The sequence below is a fragment of the Streptomyces sp. TAA486 genome (genome assembly GCF_000426165.1).
In genome coordinates this window covers 225,708-240,767 of the sequence record NZ_KE384504.1, presented here as the reverse complement: position 1 = coordinate 240,767, position 15,060 = coordinate 225,708, and the positions used below count along the sequence as shown (strand labels likewise).

The 15,060-nt window shown below is 66.5% G+C and carries 11 protein-coding genes, 1 tRNA gene and 2 pseudogenes; 5 read left to right on the top strand and 9 right to left on the bottom strand.

The window, feature by feature from the left end:
• Nucleotides 1-838: 838 nt before the first annotated feature.
• A complete protein-coding gene (locus I004_RS37215; protein WP_051345630.1) occupies nucleotides 839-3,898 on the bottom strand; it encodes a tetratricopeptide repeat protein in 3,060 nt (1,019 codons plus the stop codon).
• Between the two features lie 243 nt (nucleotides 3,899-4,141).
• Between I004_RS37215 and I004_RS37210 the strand changes: the two genes are divergently transcribed.
• Nucleotides 4,142-6,580 (top strand): NB-ARC domain-containing protein, encoded by a 2,439-nt coding sequence (locus I004_RS37210; RefSeq protein ID WP_078511954.1) that lies wholly within the window; start codon nucleotides 4,142-4,144, stop codon nucleotides 6,578-6,580.
• 549 nt (nucleotides 6,581-7,129) lie between these two features.
• On the opposite strand, the gene I004_RS0130775 is transcribed toward I004_RS37210, so the two are convergent.
• On the bottom strand, nucleotides 7,130-8,368 hold the full coding sequence (locus tag I004_RS0130775) for a hypothetical protein (protein ID WP_199779497.1): 1,239 nt from the start codon (nucleotides 8,366-8,368) through the stop codon (nucleotides 7,130-7,132).
• 767 nt (nucleotides 8,369-9,135) lie between these two features.
• On the opposite strand from I004_RS0130775, the pseudogene I004_RS40665 reads away from it, so the two are divergent.
• A pseudogene (locus I004_RS40665) lies at nucleotides 9,136-9,401 on the top strand (UTRA domain-containing protein); the annotation flags it as partial.
• Between the two features lie 238 nt (nucleotides 9,402-9,639).
• Nucleotides 9,640-9,906, top strand: a complete 267-nt coding sequence (locus I004_RS40660) for a hypothetical protein (protein ID WP_051345628.1) — start codon at nucleotides 9,640-9,642, stop codon at nucleotides 9,904-9,906.
• A gap of 21 nt (nucleotides 9,907-9,927) precedes the next feature.
• On the opposite strand, the gene I004_RS0130760 is transcribed toward I004_RS40660, so the two are convergent.
• On the bottom strand, nucleotides 9,928-10,464 hold the full coding sequence (locus tag I004_RS0130760; protein WP_486580714.1) for a DM13 domain-containing protein: 537 nt from the start codon (nucleotides 10,462-10,464) through the stop codon (nucleotides 9,928-9,930).
• A gap of 421 nt (nucleotides 10,465-10,885) precedes the next feature.
• Here I004_RS0130760 and I004_RS40655 point away from each other — a divergent pair.
• Nucleotides 10,886-11,082 (top strand): annotated as a pseudogene (locus I004_RS40655) (IS481 family transposase); the annotation flags it as partial.
• 133 nt (nucleotides 11,083-11,215) lie between these two features.
• Here I004_RS40655 and I004_RS0130750 read toward each other — a convergent pair.
• The 4 genes from I004_RS0130750 to I004_RS0130735 all read right to left on the bottom strand — a co-directional run bounded on the left by I004_RS0130750 (nucleotide 11,216) and on the right by I004_RS0130735 (nucleotide 13,010).
• Nucleotides 11,216-11,300 (bottom strand) — tRNA-Ser (locus I004_RS0130750).
• Between the two features lie 97 nt (nucleotides 11,301-11,397).
• On the bottom strand, nucleotides 11,398-11,892 hold the full coding sequence (gene tadA, locus I004_RS0130745) for a tRNA adenosine(34) deaminase TadA (RefSeq protein WP_028438608.1): 495 nt from the start codon (nucleotides 11,890-11,892) through the stop codon (nucleotides 11,398-11,400).
• Between the two features lie 35 nt (nucleotides 11,893-11,927).
• The gene (locus I004_RS0130740) at nucleotides 11,928-12,473 is read right to left on the bottom strand and encodes a tRNA adenosine deaminase-associated protein (RefSeq protein ID WP_028438607.1); all 546 of its coding nucleotides are present in this window, start codon (nucleotides 12,471-12,473) and stop codon (nucleotides 11,928-11,930) included.
• 246 nt (nucleotides 12,474-12,719) lie between these two features.
• The gene (locus I004_RS0130735) at nucleotides 12,720-13,010 is read right to left on the bottom strand and encodes a hypothetical protein (RefSeq protein ID WP_486580711.1); all 291 of its coding nucleotides are present in this window, start codon (nucleotides 13,008-13,010) and stop codon (nucleotides 12,720-12,722) included.
• A gap of 91 nt (nucleotides 13,011-13,101) precedes the next feature.
• On the opposite strand from I004_RS0130735, the gene upp reads away from it, so the two are divergent.
• On the top strand, nucleotides 13,102-13,737 hold the full coding sequence (gene upp, locus I004_RS0130730; RefSeq protein WP_028438605.1) for a uracil phosphoribosyltransferase: 636 nt from the start codon (nucleotides 13,102-13,104) through the stop codon (nucleotides 13,735-13,737).
• A 132-nt stretch (nucleotides 13,738-13,869) separates the two neighbouring features.
• On the opposite strand, the gene I004_RS0130725 is transcribed toward upp, so the two are convergent.
• Both I004_RS0130725 and I004_RS0130720 read right to left on the bottom strand, forming a co-directional pair.
• Entirely contained in the window at nucleotides 13,870-14,544 is a 675-nt protein-coding gene (locus tag I004_RS0130725) for a LytR C-terminal domain-containing protein (RefSeq protein WP_078511952.1), read from the bottom strand.
• A 95-nt stretch (nucleotides 14,545-14,639) separates the two neighbouring features.
• Nucleotides 14,640-14,936 carry a type II toxin-antitoxin system VapB family antitoxin gene (locus I004_RS0130720; RefSeq protein ID WP_028438603.1) on the bottom strand — a complete coding sequence of 99 codons (297 nt, stop codon included), beginning with the start codon at nucleotides 14,934-14,936 and terminating at the stop codon, nucleotides 14,640-14,642.
• Nucleotides 14,937-15,060: the final 124 nt, after the last annotated feature.

The following is a 15,060-nucleotide window of genomic DNA, read 5'->3' as shown; positions in this document are numbered from 1 at the left end:
GCGAACATCCGCACGATCGTGCGGAACCTGGCCGACGAGGCCGGGCTGCGCGACACCAAGGGCTTCGCCCCCGCTCCTGGCACATCCTGATGATGGGCGCGATCATCTCCGCCACCGTGACCTCGACGCCGCCGACCGCGCCCAGGACATGGGCCGGGACCGCATCGACCGGCACCGGTGAGCCCACGCAGCGCCGTCCACTGCCGCAGCTTCTCCCACGCCGCACGGGTGTCGGACGCTGTGCGCTGAGGAGGCGCTCGCGTTGGTGCGACGCGTTCCAGGTGCATTGACCTGGAGGGTTGTCAACACCGCTGATGAGTGAGTGGCCTGCATGGGCAATCAAGGACAGGGGCGGACCCTTGTGGGAACGCCCCTGTCTTCACCGGTATCGCAACTCGTTTTCGCACGGGTGCAGCCAGAAGACAGCGCCCGCCGTCGTCCAGCTTGTCTCTATTTGCATAAGTGAGGACTAGTCAGGGACGGTAGTGATCTCGATTCCTGCGCGCCTTGCACCCATGTGCATCGTGTTACGCCGCGGATGTCCCTTTGTCTACTGCGCTGATCACGTAAGGTATACAGACGGCAGCGGCAAGGATGATCCAGGTGCGTATCCCATTCATGGCGCGGCTCCTCAGGGTCCGGTCGCGGCGTCGGCAGTGCCTGCCTGTTTCCACCTGCGACTGTATTAGGACTGCAAAGGATCACACCTGCGGGCCGCGTTGTCCAACTCGAACAGTGGCCTCCCGGATCTTGCGCTGAATGCGCACAGAATCGCCATAAGTGCACGAGTTCGTGCAGGTCGGGAGGTTGCAGGAGACCGGCGGGCGCCCGCAGACCCTCAGGTGTGGCCGGAGCCGGCCGTCCCGTGTCGTGTGCGTTCCAACGCCGCCTTCGACTCCGCTTCGTCCGGCCGTGAGTTGATCTCCCGGCTGAGTGCGAGGCTCGCTTCCAGGTTCGTGCGAGCCCGCTGGAAACGCCCGGTCGCGGCCTCTGCTTCGCCCAGGGCGCGGAGGGACTGACACTCCTCGAGGGCCGCCCTTATGGTGCGCGATATGGAGAGCGCTGCGATATGACGAGGGATCGCCTGCTCGCTTCGTCCGGCGGCGTGGAGTGTCCGGCCCATCCCGGTGAGGGCGATGGCCTCGCTGCGACGGTCGCCCGCGCTGCGCAACGCCGGGAGCGACTTCTCGTAGAGCTCCAGGGCTTCGTCCAATTCCCCGCGAGCGCGCAGAGTGTCCGCCAGGTTCATCTGGAGGATCGCGTGCTGTCCTTGGCTGCCGAGTTCCTGCGACAGCTTGATCGACTGGCGGTAGAAGTCGATGGCCCTGTCCAGATCGCCTTCCTGCTTGTGCAGTTCGGCGATGTTGTTGAGCGCGATGAACTGTCCACGGCGGTCGTCGGCACCGCGAAACCGTGCGAGTCCTTCGATGAAGTAGGTCAAGGCATCTTTGTTGTGCTCAAGGCCGAGGCAGATCATGCCCAGAAGGTTGAAGCTCCTGGCTTGCTGAAGTGGATCCGGCCTCGCTCTACGAAGCTGTAGCGCTCGGTGTTGGAGGTCAAGGGCTTCGGTAAGCCTGGCGGTGTGCCAGCAGGAGATGGACAGCTGGTGGAGGGCTTCCGCCATCAGGTCTTCGTCGCCAGCCTGTTGTGCCGATTCCAAGGCTTTACGGGCGCACCGGGTTGCCTGGTCGTAGTTGCTGGCGCTCGCGCAGACGATGCTCTGGTCGATCAGGGCCCGTCGGTATGCGGCGTCGTCGCCTGCGCTCATCCAGTACTCGGTGGCCGACTGGAGAAGGGGAGCCGCAGTGCTGGCATACCCCTGACTGTTGAGGAAACCGGCGAGCGTGTGAGTCATCAGGGCCAGGTGACGGGGCGACTTGTGGGCACGGGTAAATTCCAAGGCCGCCAGCAGACTGGGACCCTCGATGGTGAACCAGTGCTGAGGATCGGCATCGTGCCGTGTGAGCACGGCGCCCTCGTCGGGCAGAGCTATGCGTTGACGGCCCGGATAGGCGAGGCGGTCGGCACGGTCTGCGGCGTGCAGATAGTGGGCGAGTACGCGATCGAGGGCCTGCTGTCTCTCGTCCGACGATTCGCCTTCGGTGAGCATCACTGCGTATTCGCGGAGCAGGTCGTGAAGGCGATATCGGTGTGGAGACGGTTCTGAGATCAAGTGGCAGGCGAGCAGCTCTTCCAGCACGCTTTCGGCCTCTTCGAGAGGAAGACCGGTGAGTGCGGCTGCGGCGTCCGGGCCGAACTCCGAGGCGATGTGCAGGCCTAGATGGCGGAAAGCCCGCTGCTGTGTGGGATTGAGCGCTTGGTAGGAGACCTCCAGCGTCTGGGCCATTGCTCGGTGAGGAGCCCGTATCTCGGGCAGTCGTCTGCCTGCTCGGTTTAGACGTTCGACCAGGTCGGAGAGGTTCCAGGCAGGACGCGAGAGCAAGCGGCTTACGGCGATGTCCAGGGCGAGCGGCAGATAGCCGCACAGACGCGCGAGGGTGGCAGCTTCGGCAGAGTTGGCCACGCGCCCCTCTCCGAGGGTGTTGCGCAGCAGAGCAACCGCGTCCCCGGGAGGCAGCACGTCCAGTGCGACGTGCTGTATCCCCGGAAGAGCGGCGAGCCGGTGACGGCTGGTGATGATCACCACCGATGAGGAGTCTCCGGGAAGCAGAGGGGAAACCTGCTCGACGGAGGCGGCGTCATCCAGGACGACCACGAAACGGCGCTTCCTGGCAGTCGTACGCCACATTGCGACAAGGCTGTTGTAGTCACGAGGGATCTCTTCTCGGTCCTCGACGAGAGGCAGGATCTCGCGCAGGGCCTCCGACGAAGACATTTGCGTCTGCTGAGGTGCCTGGCCGCGCAAGTCGACGAACAGTGTCCCGTCGGGGAAGTCGTCGCGCATCAGGCGGGCCGCATGCGAGGCGAGGGCGGTCTTGCCGGAGCCGGGCATGCCGGTGATGACTGCCGCCGTGAAACGGGCCGTTGCACCCTTCGCCTGTTCCCTTGCCTTCAACGCGCTTGTGAGAAGGTGCAGTTCAGCTTGCCGCCCGACCCACGCCACATCGGGCGGGAGCGTATCCGGGTACTCGGAGACCTGTTTCGGAGCAATGACGGCCGGCGGCGGTTGGGTCAGCAGATCGGCCGCGGGCCTCCCGGCAAGGATCCCGCGGTGTATGCGTGCGACCTCCTCGCCCGGGTCGGTCCCCGACTCTCGCCGCAGATGGTGCTGCAGAGCCTGCAACAGCCGGCCGGCTTCGTTCGTACGTCCAGAGCCATGGAGCGCAAGCGCGAGCTGCCCGGCAAAGGACTCGTTCGTCCTATGGCGCTCCGAAAGGGGCTGCAAGCCCGCAACGGCCTCGGCGTAGCGGCCCGAGCGTAGTGCGATGTCCGCCTGGAGCAGCGTCGCCGCCAGGTACTTCTCCCCGACGAGACTGCGTACGTGTGCGGCCCATGTGCCGGGCAGTCCGGCCAGGGGCTCACCGCTCCATAACCGGGAGGCCGACTGGAGCGCCGCGAGCGACTCCTGCTCGCTGCCGCCGTCGGACAACCCGTGTCCCTGCTCCACGAGGGCGAGGTACCGGCGCAGATCAACGGCGTCCGGATCCATTTGCAGCGTGTAGGTGTGTGTGCGGCTGAGCACGGCCGGGGCGTGTGCACCGGCAACAGCGGCAAGTGCCTTGCGGATGTGGTGGATGTGCACATACAGGGCTTCGCGTGGCTTGCTGGGCGGGTGTTCGTCCCAGATCCGGTGGACGAGTCTGTCCAAGCTCACCGTTCGGCCGGCGTCCCACGCCAGAGCCGCAAGGGCCAACCGTGCCTTGGGAGACCCGAGTGGGCTGCGATTCTGCCCGTTTCTCAGCTCGACCGCGCCCAGCAACAGTATGCGGAGCTCCACCAGCGCCCCTCCCGCCGGTACGGCAAGTCCGTCTGTCGAGGATGACACGGAGGAATATCCACAACTACGTCCATGCGATAGGAGGTCCGAAATTACTCGCAGTGTTAACCCGTGGTCGATCTTTGCCCGTGCCGGGTAGGTAGCGGCGGGGGAACGGCTGAGGGGCGAAGCCCACAGCGTGTGCCCGAACTGACGTCAAGGTAAGCCTGGTCCGAGGGGGATTGCACAGTGCGGAACACAGACATGGCCGCAGCACTGTTATCGGCCATGATTTCGCACAGGCCAATGCAAGATTCACTAGCCGGGCGTGAGCTGGACGAACTCATTCACCGGGCCCGACCGGATGCGGAACTTTTCCGACAGTGGGAGGAAGCCTTCGGGGCCGAAGGCCCGCTTCCGGCGCTGTTACTGGTGTCGAACTGGTTGGCCGAGCAGGCCGAGTCTTCCGCCGCCGACCGTACGTGGAGAGCGGATCTGGAGACCTGGCTGGAGGTCTACCGGCCGCCGCTCCCGGGGACTCACAACACCATCAGCGGATCTGCCGTCCTGCGAGGCCCCACCCTTCAAGTCGGCTCGCTGGTCGGGGGCGTTCACTATCACCACGAGACCGCAACCTCTCCCGACGTGCCCGTGGTGCCTCGTCAGTTGAGACCCGCGCCGGCACACTTCACCAACCGCACTGCCGAATTGGACGACCTGCACCGAATCGGAGACTTAGGGAGAGAGCTGGGGCCCTCTCTGGCCGTGATGAGCGGTCCGGGCGGCGTGGGAAAGACGGCACTGGCGTTGCAGTGGCTGCACGCGGTGGCCGACCGCTACCCGGATGGCCAGCTCTACGCCGATCTGGCAGAAGGAGCGGACGGAGAGCCAGCGCTCACGGGCTCGATCATCGGTGGTTTTCTGCGAGCGCTCGGCCTGGAGGGCGAGCGCATTCCCGTACAAGTGCAGGAAGCGGCCGGGCTTTTCCGTTCGATCACCGCGGGCAAGCGCATCGCGATCCTGATGGACAACGCTGTCTCCGCGGCCCAGGTCAGAGCGCTGCTGCCGGCGTCGGCAGGAAGCACCGTGGTTGTGACCACGAGATGGCGCCTCGGTGGCCTGACTGCGGACGGCGCGGAGTTCGTGCCGGTCGCGCCGTTGCAGGAGCAGGCGGGCACACAGATGTTGACGAGCACCGTCGGCGAGCGACGAACCGCAGCGGAGGCGGACGCGGTGGCAGGACTCGTGGGTCTCTGCGCTGGACTTCCACTCGCGCTGTCCATTGCCGCAGCACGACTCGTCATGCGGCCTGAATGGCCGATCGACCGGGTCGTGCGAGAACTGACGGACGAACAGCGACGACTGCAAGCACTGGCCGTGGAAGAGGTGTCCGTCCTGAGCGTTTTCGACCTCTCCTATGACGGGCTCCCACCCGAGGGTGCACGCGCCTACAGACGAGTGGGCCTCCACCCGGGCCCCGAGTTCTCCTGCCAAACCGCGGCAGCCATGCTCCAGTTACCCGAGGAGCACACGACTGCGCTGCTGGAGCAGCTTGTCGATGCGAGCATTCTGGAGGTTCGCGGGACCGACCGGTACGGCTTCCACGACCTCGTGCGCATCCACGCGCGGCAGCGTGCCGAGGAAGAAGACAGCGCGTCGGTCCGCGAAGGCGTCATCCGGCGGCTCATGGAGCACTACGTTGCTTTCGCCGTCGCCGCCGACCGGACGGTGACACCACTGGAATGGCACCTCGGTGGTCCCGACTGCCTGGAGATGCGTGATCCACACCCTGTCGTATTCGAGTCCGGCGGACACGCCCTGCAAGCGCTGGAAGCCGAACTGCCGAACCTGATGGCTGCGCTGCGAGCTGGCTACGAGTGCCGACTCGACGCCTCGGTATGGCAGTTGGCGGAAGCGATGTGGTCGCTGTTCCTGCACCGCAAGCACTTTCCCGACTGGATCGCCGCGTACCGGCTGGCGGTGGACGCCTCCACACGCTGTGGTGATCACGCCGCCCGGTCACGCATGCACCACCACCTCGGCTTCGCCTTCCACAATCTTCAGCGGAGCAACGAAGCCCTTGAACAAGGGACGGCCGCGCTCAATGCGGCACGTGTAGCCGGACATGGTCAGGCAGAAGCAGAAGCACTCGGCCTCGTCGGCATGGCATACCGCACCCAGGGACGCTTCGACGAAGCCGCCGAGGTGCTGTGGCAAGCCGTCACGCTGGACCAGGAGGCCGGAAGAACGAGAGCGGAGGCCCTCGGCCGGCGAAGACTCGGCCAGAACTTCATCGCGGGTGGGCGGCTCGATGACGCCATCGGCCAACTCACCCAAGGACGGCTCCTCGCCCGCTCGTTGTCCGACGACAAGGTCACCGCCATGACCACGGTCTGGCTCGCGGATGCGCTCACTCGCGCCGGTCGTCCGGGAGAGGCAGTTGCTCTCGTACGGGAAGCCTGGTCCGTCCTAGCCGGATCTGGATCCAGCCAGTACCGCGCCCAAGCGTCGATGGTCTGGGCCGAAGCCGCCGAAGCACTCCAGGACCTGACGACCGCTCGCGACCTGCTCCGTCGATCTCAGGCCCTTTACATGGAAGCGGGAGCGCCGAATCTGGAACGGGTCGACTCGGGGATCGCCAGAGTGGAGGCGAAACTCGCGGAGTTCCGCACCCTGCGCACTCCGCCTCCTGACGGTGCTTAGGCGTGTCGTCCGGATCTTGCCGGACCTGGTCCTTTCTGATCCGCCAAGATCCGAACAACGGATCTTAGACCTGGGAAACGAACGGTGCGAGCAGCTCGGTGAGCCCGTAGCCGACAGCGAGCCAGGGATAGACGCACACTCCGCACACGGGCTCCGCTGTGGAAACATGGCTGAGGACAATCCGTTCGGCAGAGGTGTGGAACACGGTCTGCGACTCCCCTGCAGGAACTGCTGCCAGAGCGCATCCCGGAGCCCGCGCCAGCAGGGCCTCAGCACCTTTCACGGACTGCCCGACCGTCGCCCGGACACGGCCGAGCACCACGTCAGCGCTCTCCCACCACCGCATGACACTGCCCTCCACAGCGACGAGAAACCGGTTGGAGACCCCGCACAAGCACTCCTTGGGTGACCTCGCAGGCGGATCCCAGACCCACACCGAGGCGCCCCTCAGCTCCCGGCTGTGCCGAAGACAGCGCCGTACACTCAGGTTTGCGAAGGCTTGAGGCGCGGGCCTCGGCCCTGGGAATGTGTGCGTACACGTGAAGCAGTTCATCCCGCCTCCTCCAACGGCAGATCACCCCGGATGCGGACCGGGGCCGGCAGCGGTACGGCGGTATTGGGAACAGGCCGGTCAGGTTCCGGAAGTTCCATCAGGCGATACATTGTGTGCCGCAGAATGCCGGCAGCACGCCCCGGCTCCGATGTGATGAGCCGTTGGATCCGGTCCCGACGGCCCCACTGATGTCGGCCCATCGCCTCCCGCAACTGCTCCGCCAGCGGCATGTCCATCCGCAGACCGGTGGCCTCCCGGTTCACCACGTCTGCGAGGCTTCCCGAGCGAAGGAAACCATCGTTCGGGCATGAAGCGAGCATCACCGGAGCACCGATGGCCGCCCCGTAGCCGGTGACCGACCCGTGGTCTCCGATGATCAAGTCGCCTGCTGCGAGGGCGGCCCGCCACCCTTCTTCGGGCGGTAAAAGGATCAACCCCGCACGCAGACAGTCCGTCAGCCATGCATGTACCGTCCACGCCCCGTGTACACCCCAGATATTGGGGTGCAGCACCGCTGCCACCCGGTACTCCCGCGGCGGCAACTCGCTCAACAGCCTGTCGAGCAGGTCCGGATGGGTTCCGAGGGCCGACTCCGGTTGCCAAGACGAGGTCATGACGACGAATTTCTGATCCGGTCGCACCCCGAAGGCCCGCCGATAGCGATATCTCATCGGCAGGCTGGCCACCAGCCGGTCGAAGCAGAAATCACCGGAGATGACCGCCACCGGTACCGCTTCAGGGCAGGACTCGCGCAACACCGCCAGTTCGCCCGCATGCGCGAGTGGCAGTGCGGCAGGTACCAACCGTCCTCGATGGACCAAAGTGTTCCGGTCCAGACCGTGAGTGGGCTGCGCATCGGGACCGGCGCTCCGTGCGCGCAGCCGGGACGGCAACGCGCCCGCGCCGTGCGGTAGCAGCATCACCTTGCCGTGCAGCTGTTCCACGGCCATGTCACTCGCGGCGAGTACCAGATCGAACTGACACTGAACGGCCTGCTGCCAAGGCAGTAGCAATCCCCCCTGTGCCCTCACCAGTTCTTCCGCACCATGACACCAAGCGCCGTTCGGAGCCGGTGCCACGGTGAACATCACCACGACACGGTGATCCGACTCCAGCAGCGCAAGAACGTCCATCAGCCGGATGCCGGCCACCAAGAACGGCACGACGACCAGAACAGTTCGAGATCCCTCGCGCAGGACCCGGTTACCAGCCCCCAGCCCGACCGGGCCGTTCATCCACGCGGCACCCCCCGTCATCGCCCACCCCCCGCACTCGTAATGCCTTCGAGACGCCTTTCGTGTGCCATAGCGACATCCCCCGAACGTCGGCTGTCTCTTCCCGTCCGGAGTGCTGCCCCTGGGGCGCCGTGGATTGCTTGCACGGACCTTGCGAAAACCTTGCTGTGGAGTTGATGGCTGATTTGGGCTCGGACTCAATGCTGGCGCGGCGATACGGCTTCTGAACCAGCGAGCCCGGATGCCTTCCCCGACTCCTTCACGTCGGACCTGATCAGGCGTCCCTCGTAGGACCGGTGAAACGCGATCAGTTGCTGCAGGGCAACAGCGCACGCGAGGGCAGCCGGCACGCGGCGGCACTCGGCGACGGCGTGCTCCTGTGTGTGCCCGCGCTGCACGGCTCCTCGGCGGTGACGGCTTCCGCGCCCCTGGCGATCGACTTCGTGTTCGCGGCCGCTGGTCAGCTGATGTCACGGTCATGGCGGTGCGGCAGGCCGTCACTCCGGCCGGGATGCAGGTCGCGGGGCCGCGACGATCAGCACGCCCGCATGAACGGTTGCCGGAACCTTCGCGCGATCCACGCCGCCGTTTCTTACAAGGACGAGATCCTCAGGTTCGTCCAGGCAAGCTCCAGGAGCGCCGGAGCGACCAGCACAGTCCCATACACAGGGCCGATAGAGGCCGAGTTCGAGGTGGAAGCACACCCGCTGACTCGCCTGCTCAGTGTGGGGGAACTTTGCCGAGCGCGTGTCATCAAGATCGATGTCGAAGGCGGTCCCTACGCCGGCCGCAGCGTCGTCGAGCGGATGGCGGAGATCGGCGTCACCGTCAGCCATGCGGTTGAGCAGCCCGAACCGCGGCATGCGACGGCCGAGGAGATCGCTCTCCTCGGCCTGACACGCAGCGCCCTGGTCACCCGGATTCAGCGCACGTACTACAGCGACGAGGGGCGCCGGTCGAAACCGCGGACATCGTGGTGCCGGCTTCGCTTTGCGAGATCGTGTACGAGGTGCCGATCAACACTGCTGAGTAGCTGTGGGCGCGAGCCGTAGCCATGGGTGAGCAACGCAATCTCGGGCCTGCAGCTTGGCACGTTTGTCCATATTGTTACAGTTGAATTGCTCGGGATCTTACGGACGCCGGAGCGGAAAATGGGCGGTCACCAAGGACGTCATGCCGCACACTCCAGGAAAACGTCTTCAGTTCCTCAGCCTCAATGGGGCCATGGGATACGGGCAGATAGCGCTGCAACCGAATCTCCGGCGGAATCGATGGTCGAGCAGCCGAAGCGCAAGAAGCACCGCGTCTTCTTCTGGACGTTCCTGGCCGTCCAGCTCATCTTTCTGATCTGGCTGATCCTCGGGATCGTCTCCGCTGCCGGAGCACCTGACTGTGTCGGACTCTCGCAGGAGGATTGCGAAGCGGCTAAGGGAATCGGAACCACCATCGGGGCCGGTGCCATCGTGGCGTTCTGGGTGGCGGTGGACTTCATCTTGGCCGTCTCTTACTTGATCTACCGAGCGGCGAAGAGGAACTGAACTGACGCCGTACCGGTGCGATCAGGCGCGGGACAGTTCGGCCGCTCCGAAGGAGACGTCGAAGCGGTCGCACCAGATCGTCACGCTGCTGTATTCGTCCAAGTCCGCCCCGGCGGGCAACGTGTAGTTCTGGCTCCCCTTGTTGCCCTTGAGCCCGCCCAGGCTGAGGTGAGCGCCGTCGTCGAAGACGTGCCAACCGGCCGTACCCGGCTTCACCTTCGCGTCAGTGATCCAGACCTTCAGGTCGGGACCGTTGCTGGTGTTCAGGTCCTGCAGGCGGAGGACCCGGGACCCGTCCTGAAGCTCGACGACCTTCGCACGCCCGGTGGTGTCGTGTTCGTGGGTGATGAACTCGCCCGATGCCAGCGTCCTCGGCTCAGCCGGCTTCTCGGCCTTGCCCGATCCCGCGGAGTCACCAGGCGTCTCGGGCTCCGGCGGTCCGTCCGACTTCTCTGGCGCGGAAGCGCCGGGAAGCGCCTCATCGACCTTCTCGTCCGTCCACAGCTTCCACGGCTGGAACAGATACAGGCCCGCGGCGACGGCTATCAGGCCGACCACCAACACCCCTTTGACCAATGGTTTCCGTGCCCACTCTGATGTCCTGCGCACCGTAGCCTCCCGCGTGCTCTGCCTTGTAGCCGGGATTCCACACCACGCAAGTCCTTCTGTCCCGGTCGAGGGGGCCGCGGGGTCCTTACGATTCGCGAACCTCCAGATTTCCGCTGCCCGCCCGGGGGCGGGGGGCGCACTTCCGAGCGCGCCGCGGGGTTGTAGTAGCACTGGCGGCTGATGCCGTAGTAGCGGCAGGAGGCGGCAACGCTGCCGCTCACCTCATCCACATGCCGCAGCACGGCCAAGCGGTGCTTGGCACGTCGGTATAGATCGCGTTCGGTCATCACGCAGGTCTCCTAAGGATGAGAGACCCACCTGTCAATAACGTCCGTCAGTTTCGAGCCCGGTGACGCCGGGGGTTTCGAAGCGGGGTCGCTCGTCGTATCGCCGGTGGGAGCTGGGAGGGGCCGATGCAGCTGTGGCAGATGGACATCGTCGGCGGCGTCTGGCTTGCGGATGGGGTCGGAGTGCAAGGTGATCACCGGTATCGATGACCACTCCCGGTTCGTGGTGATTGCCAAGGTGGTGGCACGGCCGACGGGCCGCGCCGTCCGCCTGGCCTTCGGCTAAGCACGCTGAGAGCTTGGACCCTCCCGACCGCGCGCTGCTGGTGGCGTTCCGGATGTCAACTGAGACCGAACCCGAGACGCCCCACGCAGAAGGGCCGGACCCCGTGGGGCCCGGCCCTTCTGACCTGCGGTAGCGGTGGGATTTGAACCCACGGAGAGTTGCCCCTCACTCGCTTTCGAGGCGAGCTCCTTCGGCCGCTCGGACACGCTACCGAGACGCACTCTAGCCCAACGGGTGCCGTGTGCCGAAATCCGTTCGGGGGAGAGGCCGTGGGGGCCCGTGCCGTCCCGGCCGCCGGGCGGCGGTGCCTCAACAGGGGCCGGGGGAGCCGCGGAAGAAGTCCTTGAGCAGTGCTCCGCATTCGTCGGCCAGCACCCCGTGGATCACCTCGGGGCGGTGGTTGAGCCGCCGGTCCCGTACGACGTCCCACAGCGAGCCCGCGGCGCCGGCCTTCGGGTCCACCGCGCCGTAGACGACGCGCTCCAGGCGGGACAGCACGCTCGCGCCGGCGCACATCGTGCACGGTTCCAGCGTGACCACCAGGGTGCAGCCTTCCAGCCGCCACTCTCCGTGCAGGGTGGCCGCAGCCGCCCGGATCGCGATGATCTCCGCGTGTGCGGTGGGGTCGCCCCACGCCTCTCGGGCGTTGTGGCCGCTTCCGATCACTTCGCCGCCGGGGCCGAGAACTACCGCCCCCACCGGTACGTCGCCGCCCTCCCGTGCCCGTCCGGCCTCGCGGAGGGCGCGGCGCATCGGCTCCCTCCAGCGGTCGCGGACGGGATCGGGCACGGGAGAGTCGGTCATGAAGCCAGTTTCCTACCGCTCCGCGACGGCGCGGGCTACCGCACTGCCTCCAGGACGTCGGTGCAGCCCAGCGCGTCCGCGATCTCGCTCAGTGCGTCCTCGGGAGCGAGGGTGAGCAGCGTCTTGTCCTCCATTCCGAGGTCCGCGAGAAGGCCCGAGTCGCCCAGAGGACCGATGGGCGCGCCCTCGGCCCCCTCCGGGCCGGTCTCGTCGCCGTCGGCTGTGTCCTTGGACTCCGGCTCACCGTCCTCGGTGCCGTCCAGGTCCACGAGCTGGTCCAGCGCGTCGGGATTCTCCGGCTCGCGGCCGAGGAGCTCATCCGAGAGGAGGATCTCGCCGTACGAGCTGCGCATGGCAGCGGCCGCGTTCGAGACGAAGACGCGCGGGTCGTCCTCGCCCTCAACTCTTACGACGCCGAACCACTCGCCCTCCTGCTCGATGCAGGCCAGCACAGGCTCGTCGTCGGTCGCGGCCTCCCGGGCCAGGTCGGCCAGGTCGGCCAGGGTCTCCACATCGTCGAGCTCCGTGTCGCTCGCTTCCCACCCGTCTTCGGTGCGCGCGAGCAGTGCGGCGAAATACACCGTGACTCTCCCACTGGTTTCTGAGGTGCCCGATGGCTGCTGACGAGGACATCGCCCCGCCCCAATCGGCATCGTGGCAGAAACCGCGGCCGTGCGAAGGGTCTTCGACAGTGCGTCGTGCGGGTGTTTGCGCAGATCTCTTGTGCGGACCGTGTGATGAGAACGCAGTGTGACCGATTCTTGACCAGGTGTTGTGATTTGGCTGTGTCTGTCCTGTGGGGTTTTCACGCTCTGCACATCATCGCTTTACCAACGGAACGTGCGCATCCGCATCGCCTGGCGCATGCGCGCGGTGCGCGTACGGCGAGGCTGCACCCGGTCGCGCAGCTCTTTCGCCTCGCTGCGCTCGCGCAGGAAGCGGGCCCGGCGGCGCAGGCGCTCCGTGCGCGCCTCCGTGGCGGGGGCACCGCCCGCCGTGCCGCTGCCGCGCGACTTGGCGGCGTTGCGTGCCGCGCTCACCTTCCGGTCGCGCGCGTGGCCGGGATCACCGGCCGGGCGTGAGTTCCTGGCGTCACTACCGTTCTGCGAGTCGGACATCTGTACACCTCCGGCTACTTGACCACCTTCCCCCGTCGCGCAGGGGTACGCCAGTACGAGCCGTACTCATGCCTCCGCTAGTGTCGGGACCATGCGGATCCACGCCGTCGACCACCCGCTGGTGGCACACAAGCTGTCCACGCTGCGCGACGAGCGCACCGACTCACCGACGTTCCGGCGTCTCGCCGACGAGTTGGTGACGCTGCTCGCCTACGAGGCGACGAGGGATGTGCGCACCGAGACGGTCAACATCACCACTCCCGTCACCGCCACCACGGGTGTGCGTTTGTCGCACCCGCGCCCTCTCGTCGTGCCGATCCTGCGCGCCGGGCTGGGCATGCTCGACGGCATGGTGCGGCTGCTCCCGACGGCCGAGGTCGGCTTCCTCGGCATGATCCGCGACGAGGAGACACTCCAGGCGTCCACCTACGCCAACCGGATGCCGGACGACCTCTCGGGGCGTCAGGTGTACGTGCTCGACCCGATGCTGGCGACCGGCGGGACGCTCGTCGCCGCGATAGACGAGCTGATCCGGCGCGGCGCCGACGACGTGACGGCGATCTGCCTGCTGGCCGCGCCAGAGGGCGTACGAATGATGGAGCGCGAGCTCGAGGGGACTCCCGTCACCGTCGTGACGGCCTCGATCGACGAACGCCTCAACGAGAACGGCTACATCGTTCCCGGGCTCGGTGACGCGGGCGACCGGATGTACGGCACCGTGGGCTGACCGCCTCCGGCGGTCGCGTGCGCCCGCGTCTCCGGGCGACTCCTGCCCCGGCCGGCTCTTCCCGCCGGACCGGGCCGCCCGGATCCGTCACCGCGTTCTCGCCGACGGGCCGCCGACGCGGTCGACGCTCCGTCAGTCCTCGCAGCGGTCGCGGGAAGGAGACGGCTTCGGGTCGCTCAGAGCCGTCAGCGCGGCGTCGGCTTCCTTCTCCTTGGTGAGCTTCTCGTACGCCTTGCCGATGATGAAGTCGACGTCTTCGCCCTTGCGGTCGTCGAACTGGTTCTCGACGTCCTTGAACTGAGTGCCCAGCACCTTCAGGCGGGCGTCGCCGTCGTCGCCGGGGGCTCCCATCAGGATGCCGGTGTTCTCGACCTTCTTGTCGAACTCCTTGGGCGCGTTCGTCACCTCGCCGATCTTGAAGCCGCGCTTCTTGAGCTTGTCGGCGATGGACTTGGCGAGGCCGCTGCGGTCCGTGGCGTTGAGGACGTTGACCTTGATCGAGTCGGGTTGGGGAAGGTCGATCTTCTTGCCGTCACGCTTCGGGCTCGGCTTGTCGGCCTTCGCGTCGGTGGCGCAGTCCGCGCCTCCGTTGCCCTTTCCGCTGCTGCCGGCGGCGCTGGCGGAGGTGCCGCCCGAGAAGATGTCGATGAGTTGAAGCGTTCCCCACCCGCCGAGGGAGAGGGCACAGACCGAGGCGAGTGAGGCGAGCACGATCCTGCGACGGTTTCGGGGGCGGCGCATGCGGGGGTAGCGATTTCCCGTGATGCGGTACTTTCCGCCCATGCCGGGGGGAGTCAGCATGCTCATGGGCGCAGAGTAGTGCGGGATGCAGGCGATGCCTACTAGATGATCAATGGTTGTGACGTGGTGACCCTGAAAGGGCTAGTGACGCTGACGCCGGTTCAGTCAAGTTCCAACACGCGCGCGTGCAGAACTTGTCGCTGCTGAAGGGCCGCTCGCACGGCGCGGTGCAGCCCGTCCTCCAGATAGAGGTCGCCGCTCCACTTCACGACGTGCGCGAAGAGATCCCCGTAGAACGTCGAATCCTCCGCCAGCAGGGTCTCGAGGTCGAGTTGACCCTTCGTCGTGACGAGCTGGTCGAGGCGCACCGGGCGTGGGGCCACATCCGCCCACTGGCGGGTGCTTTCCCGGCCGTGGTCGGGGTACGGCCGCCCGTTTCCGATTCGCTTGAAGATCACACGGAAAGCCTACCGGGCCAGCGGCTCCGGGCGCAGCTTCCTGTGGTTCTTACAGGTGCACGTGGCGGGGCTGTGGGCTGCGCGGAGATGGGCGTGGACACGGGGGTGATGCGACGGGGGAAGG

What these genes read in the sequence shown, in the direction of transcription:
- I004_RS37210 (WP_078511954.1), top strand. Translation starts at nt 4,142, where the DNA reads ATGGCCGCAGCACTGTTATCGGCCATGATTTCGCACAGGCCAATGCAA.
- I004_RS0130735 (WP_486580711.1), bottom strand. Translation starts at nt 13,010, where the DNA reads ATGTCCGACTCGCAGAACGGTAGTGACGCCAGGAACTCACGCCCGGCC.
- upp (WP_028438605.1), top strand. Translation starts at nt 13,102, where the DNA reads ATGCGGATCCACGCCGTCGACCACCCGCTGGTGGCACACAAGCTGTCC.
- I004_RS0130775 (WP_199779497.1), bottom strand. Translation starts at nt 8,368, where the DNA reads ATGAACGGCCCGGTCGGGCTGGGGGCTGGTAACCGGGTCCTGCGCGAG.
- tadA (WP_028438608.1), bottom strand. Translation starts at nt 11,892, where the DNA reads ATGACCGACTCTCCCGTGCCCGATCCCGTCCGCGACCGCTGGAGGGAG.
- I004_RS0130725 (WP_078511952.1), bottom strand. Translation starts at nt 14,544, where the DNA reads ATGAGCATGCTGACTCCCCCCGGCATGGGCGGAAAGTACCGCATCACG.
- I004_RS40660 (WP_051345628.1), top strand. Translation starts at nt 9,640, where the DNA reads ATGGTCGAGCAGCCGAAGCGCAAGAAGCACCGCGTCTTCTTCTGGACG.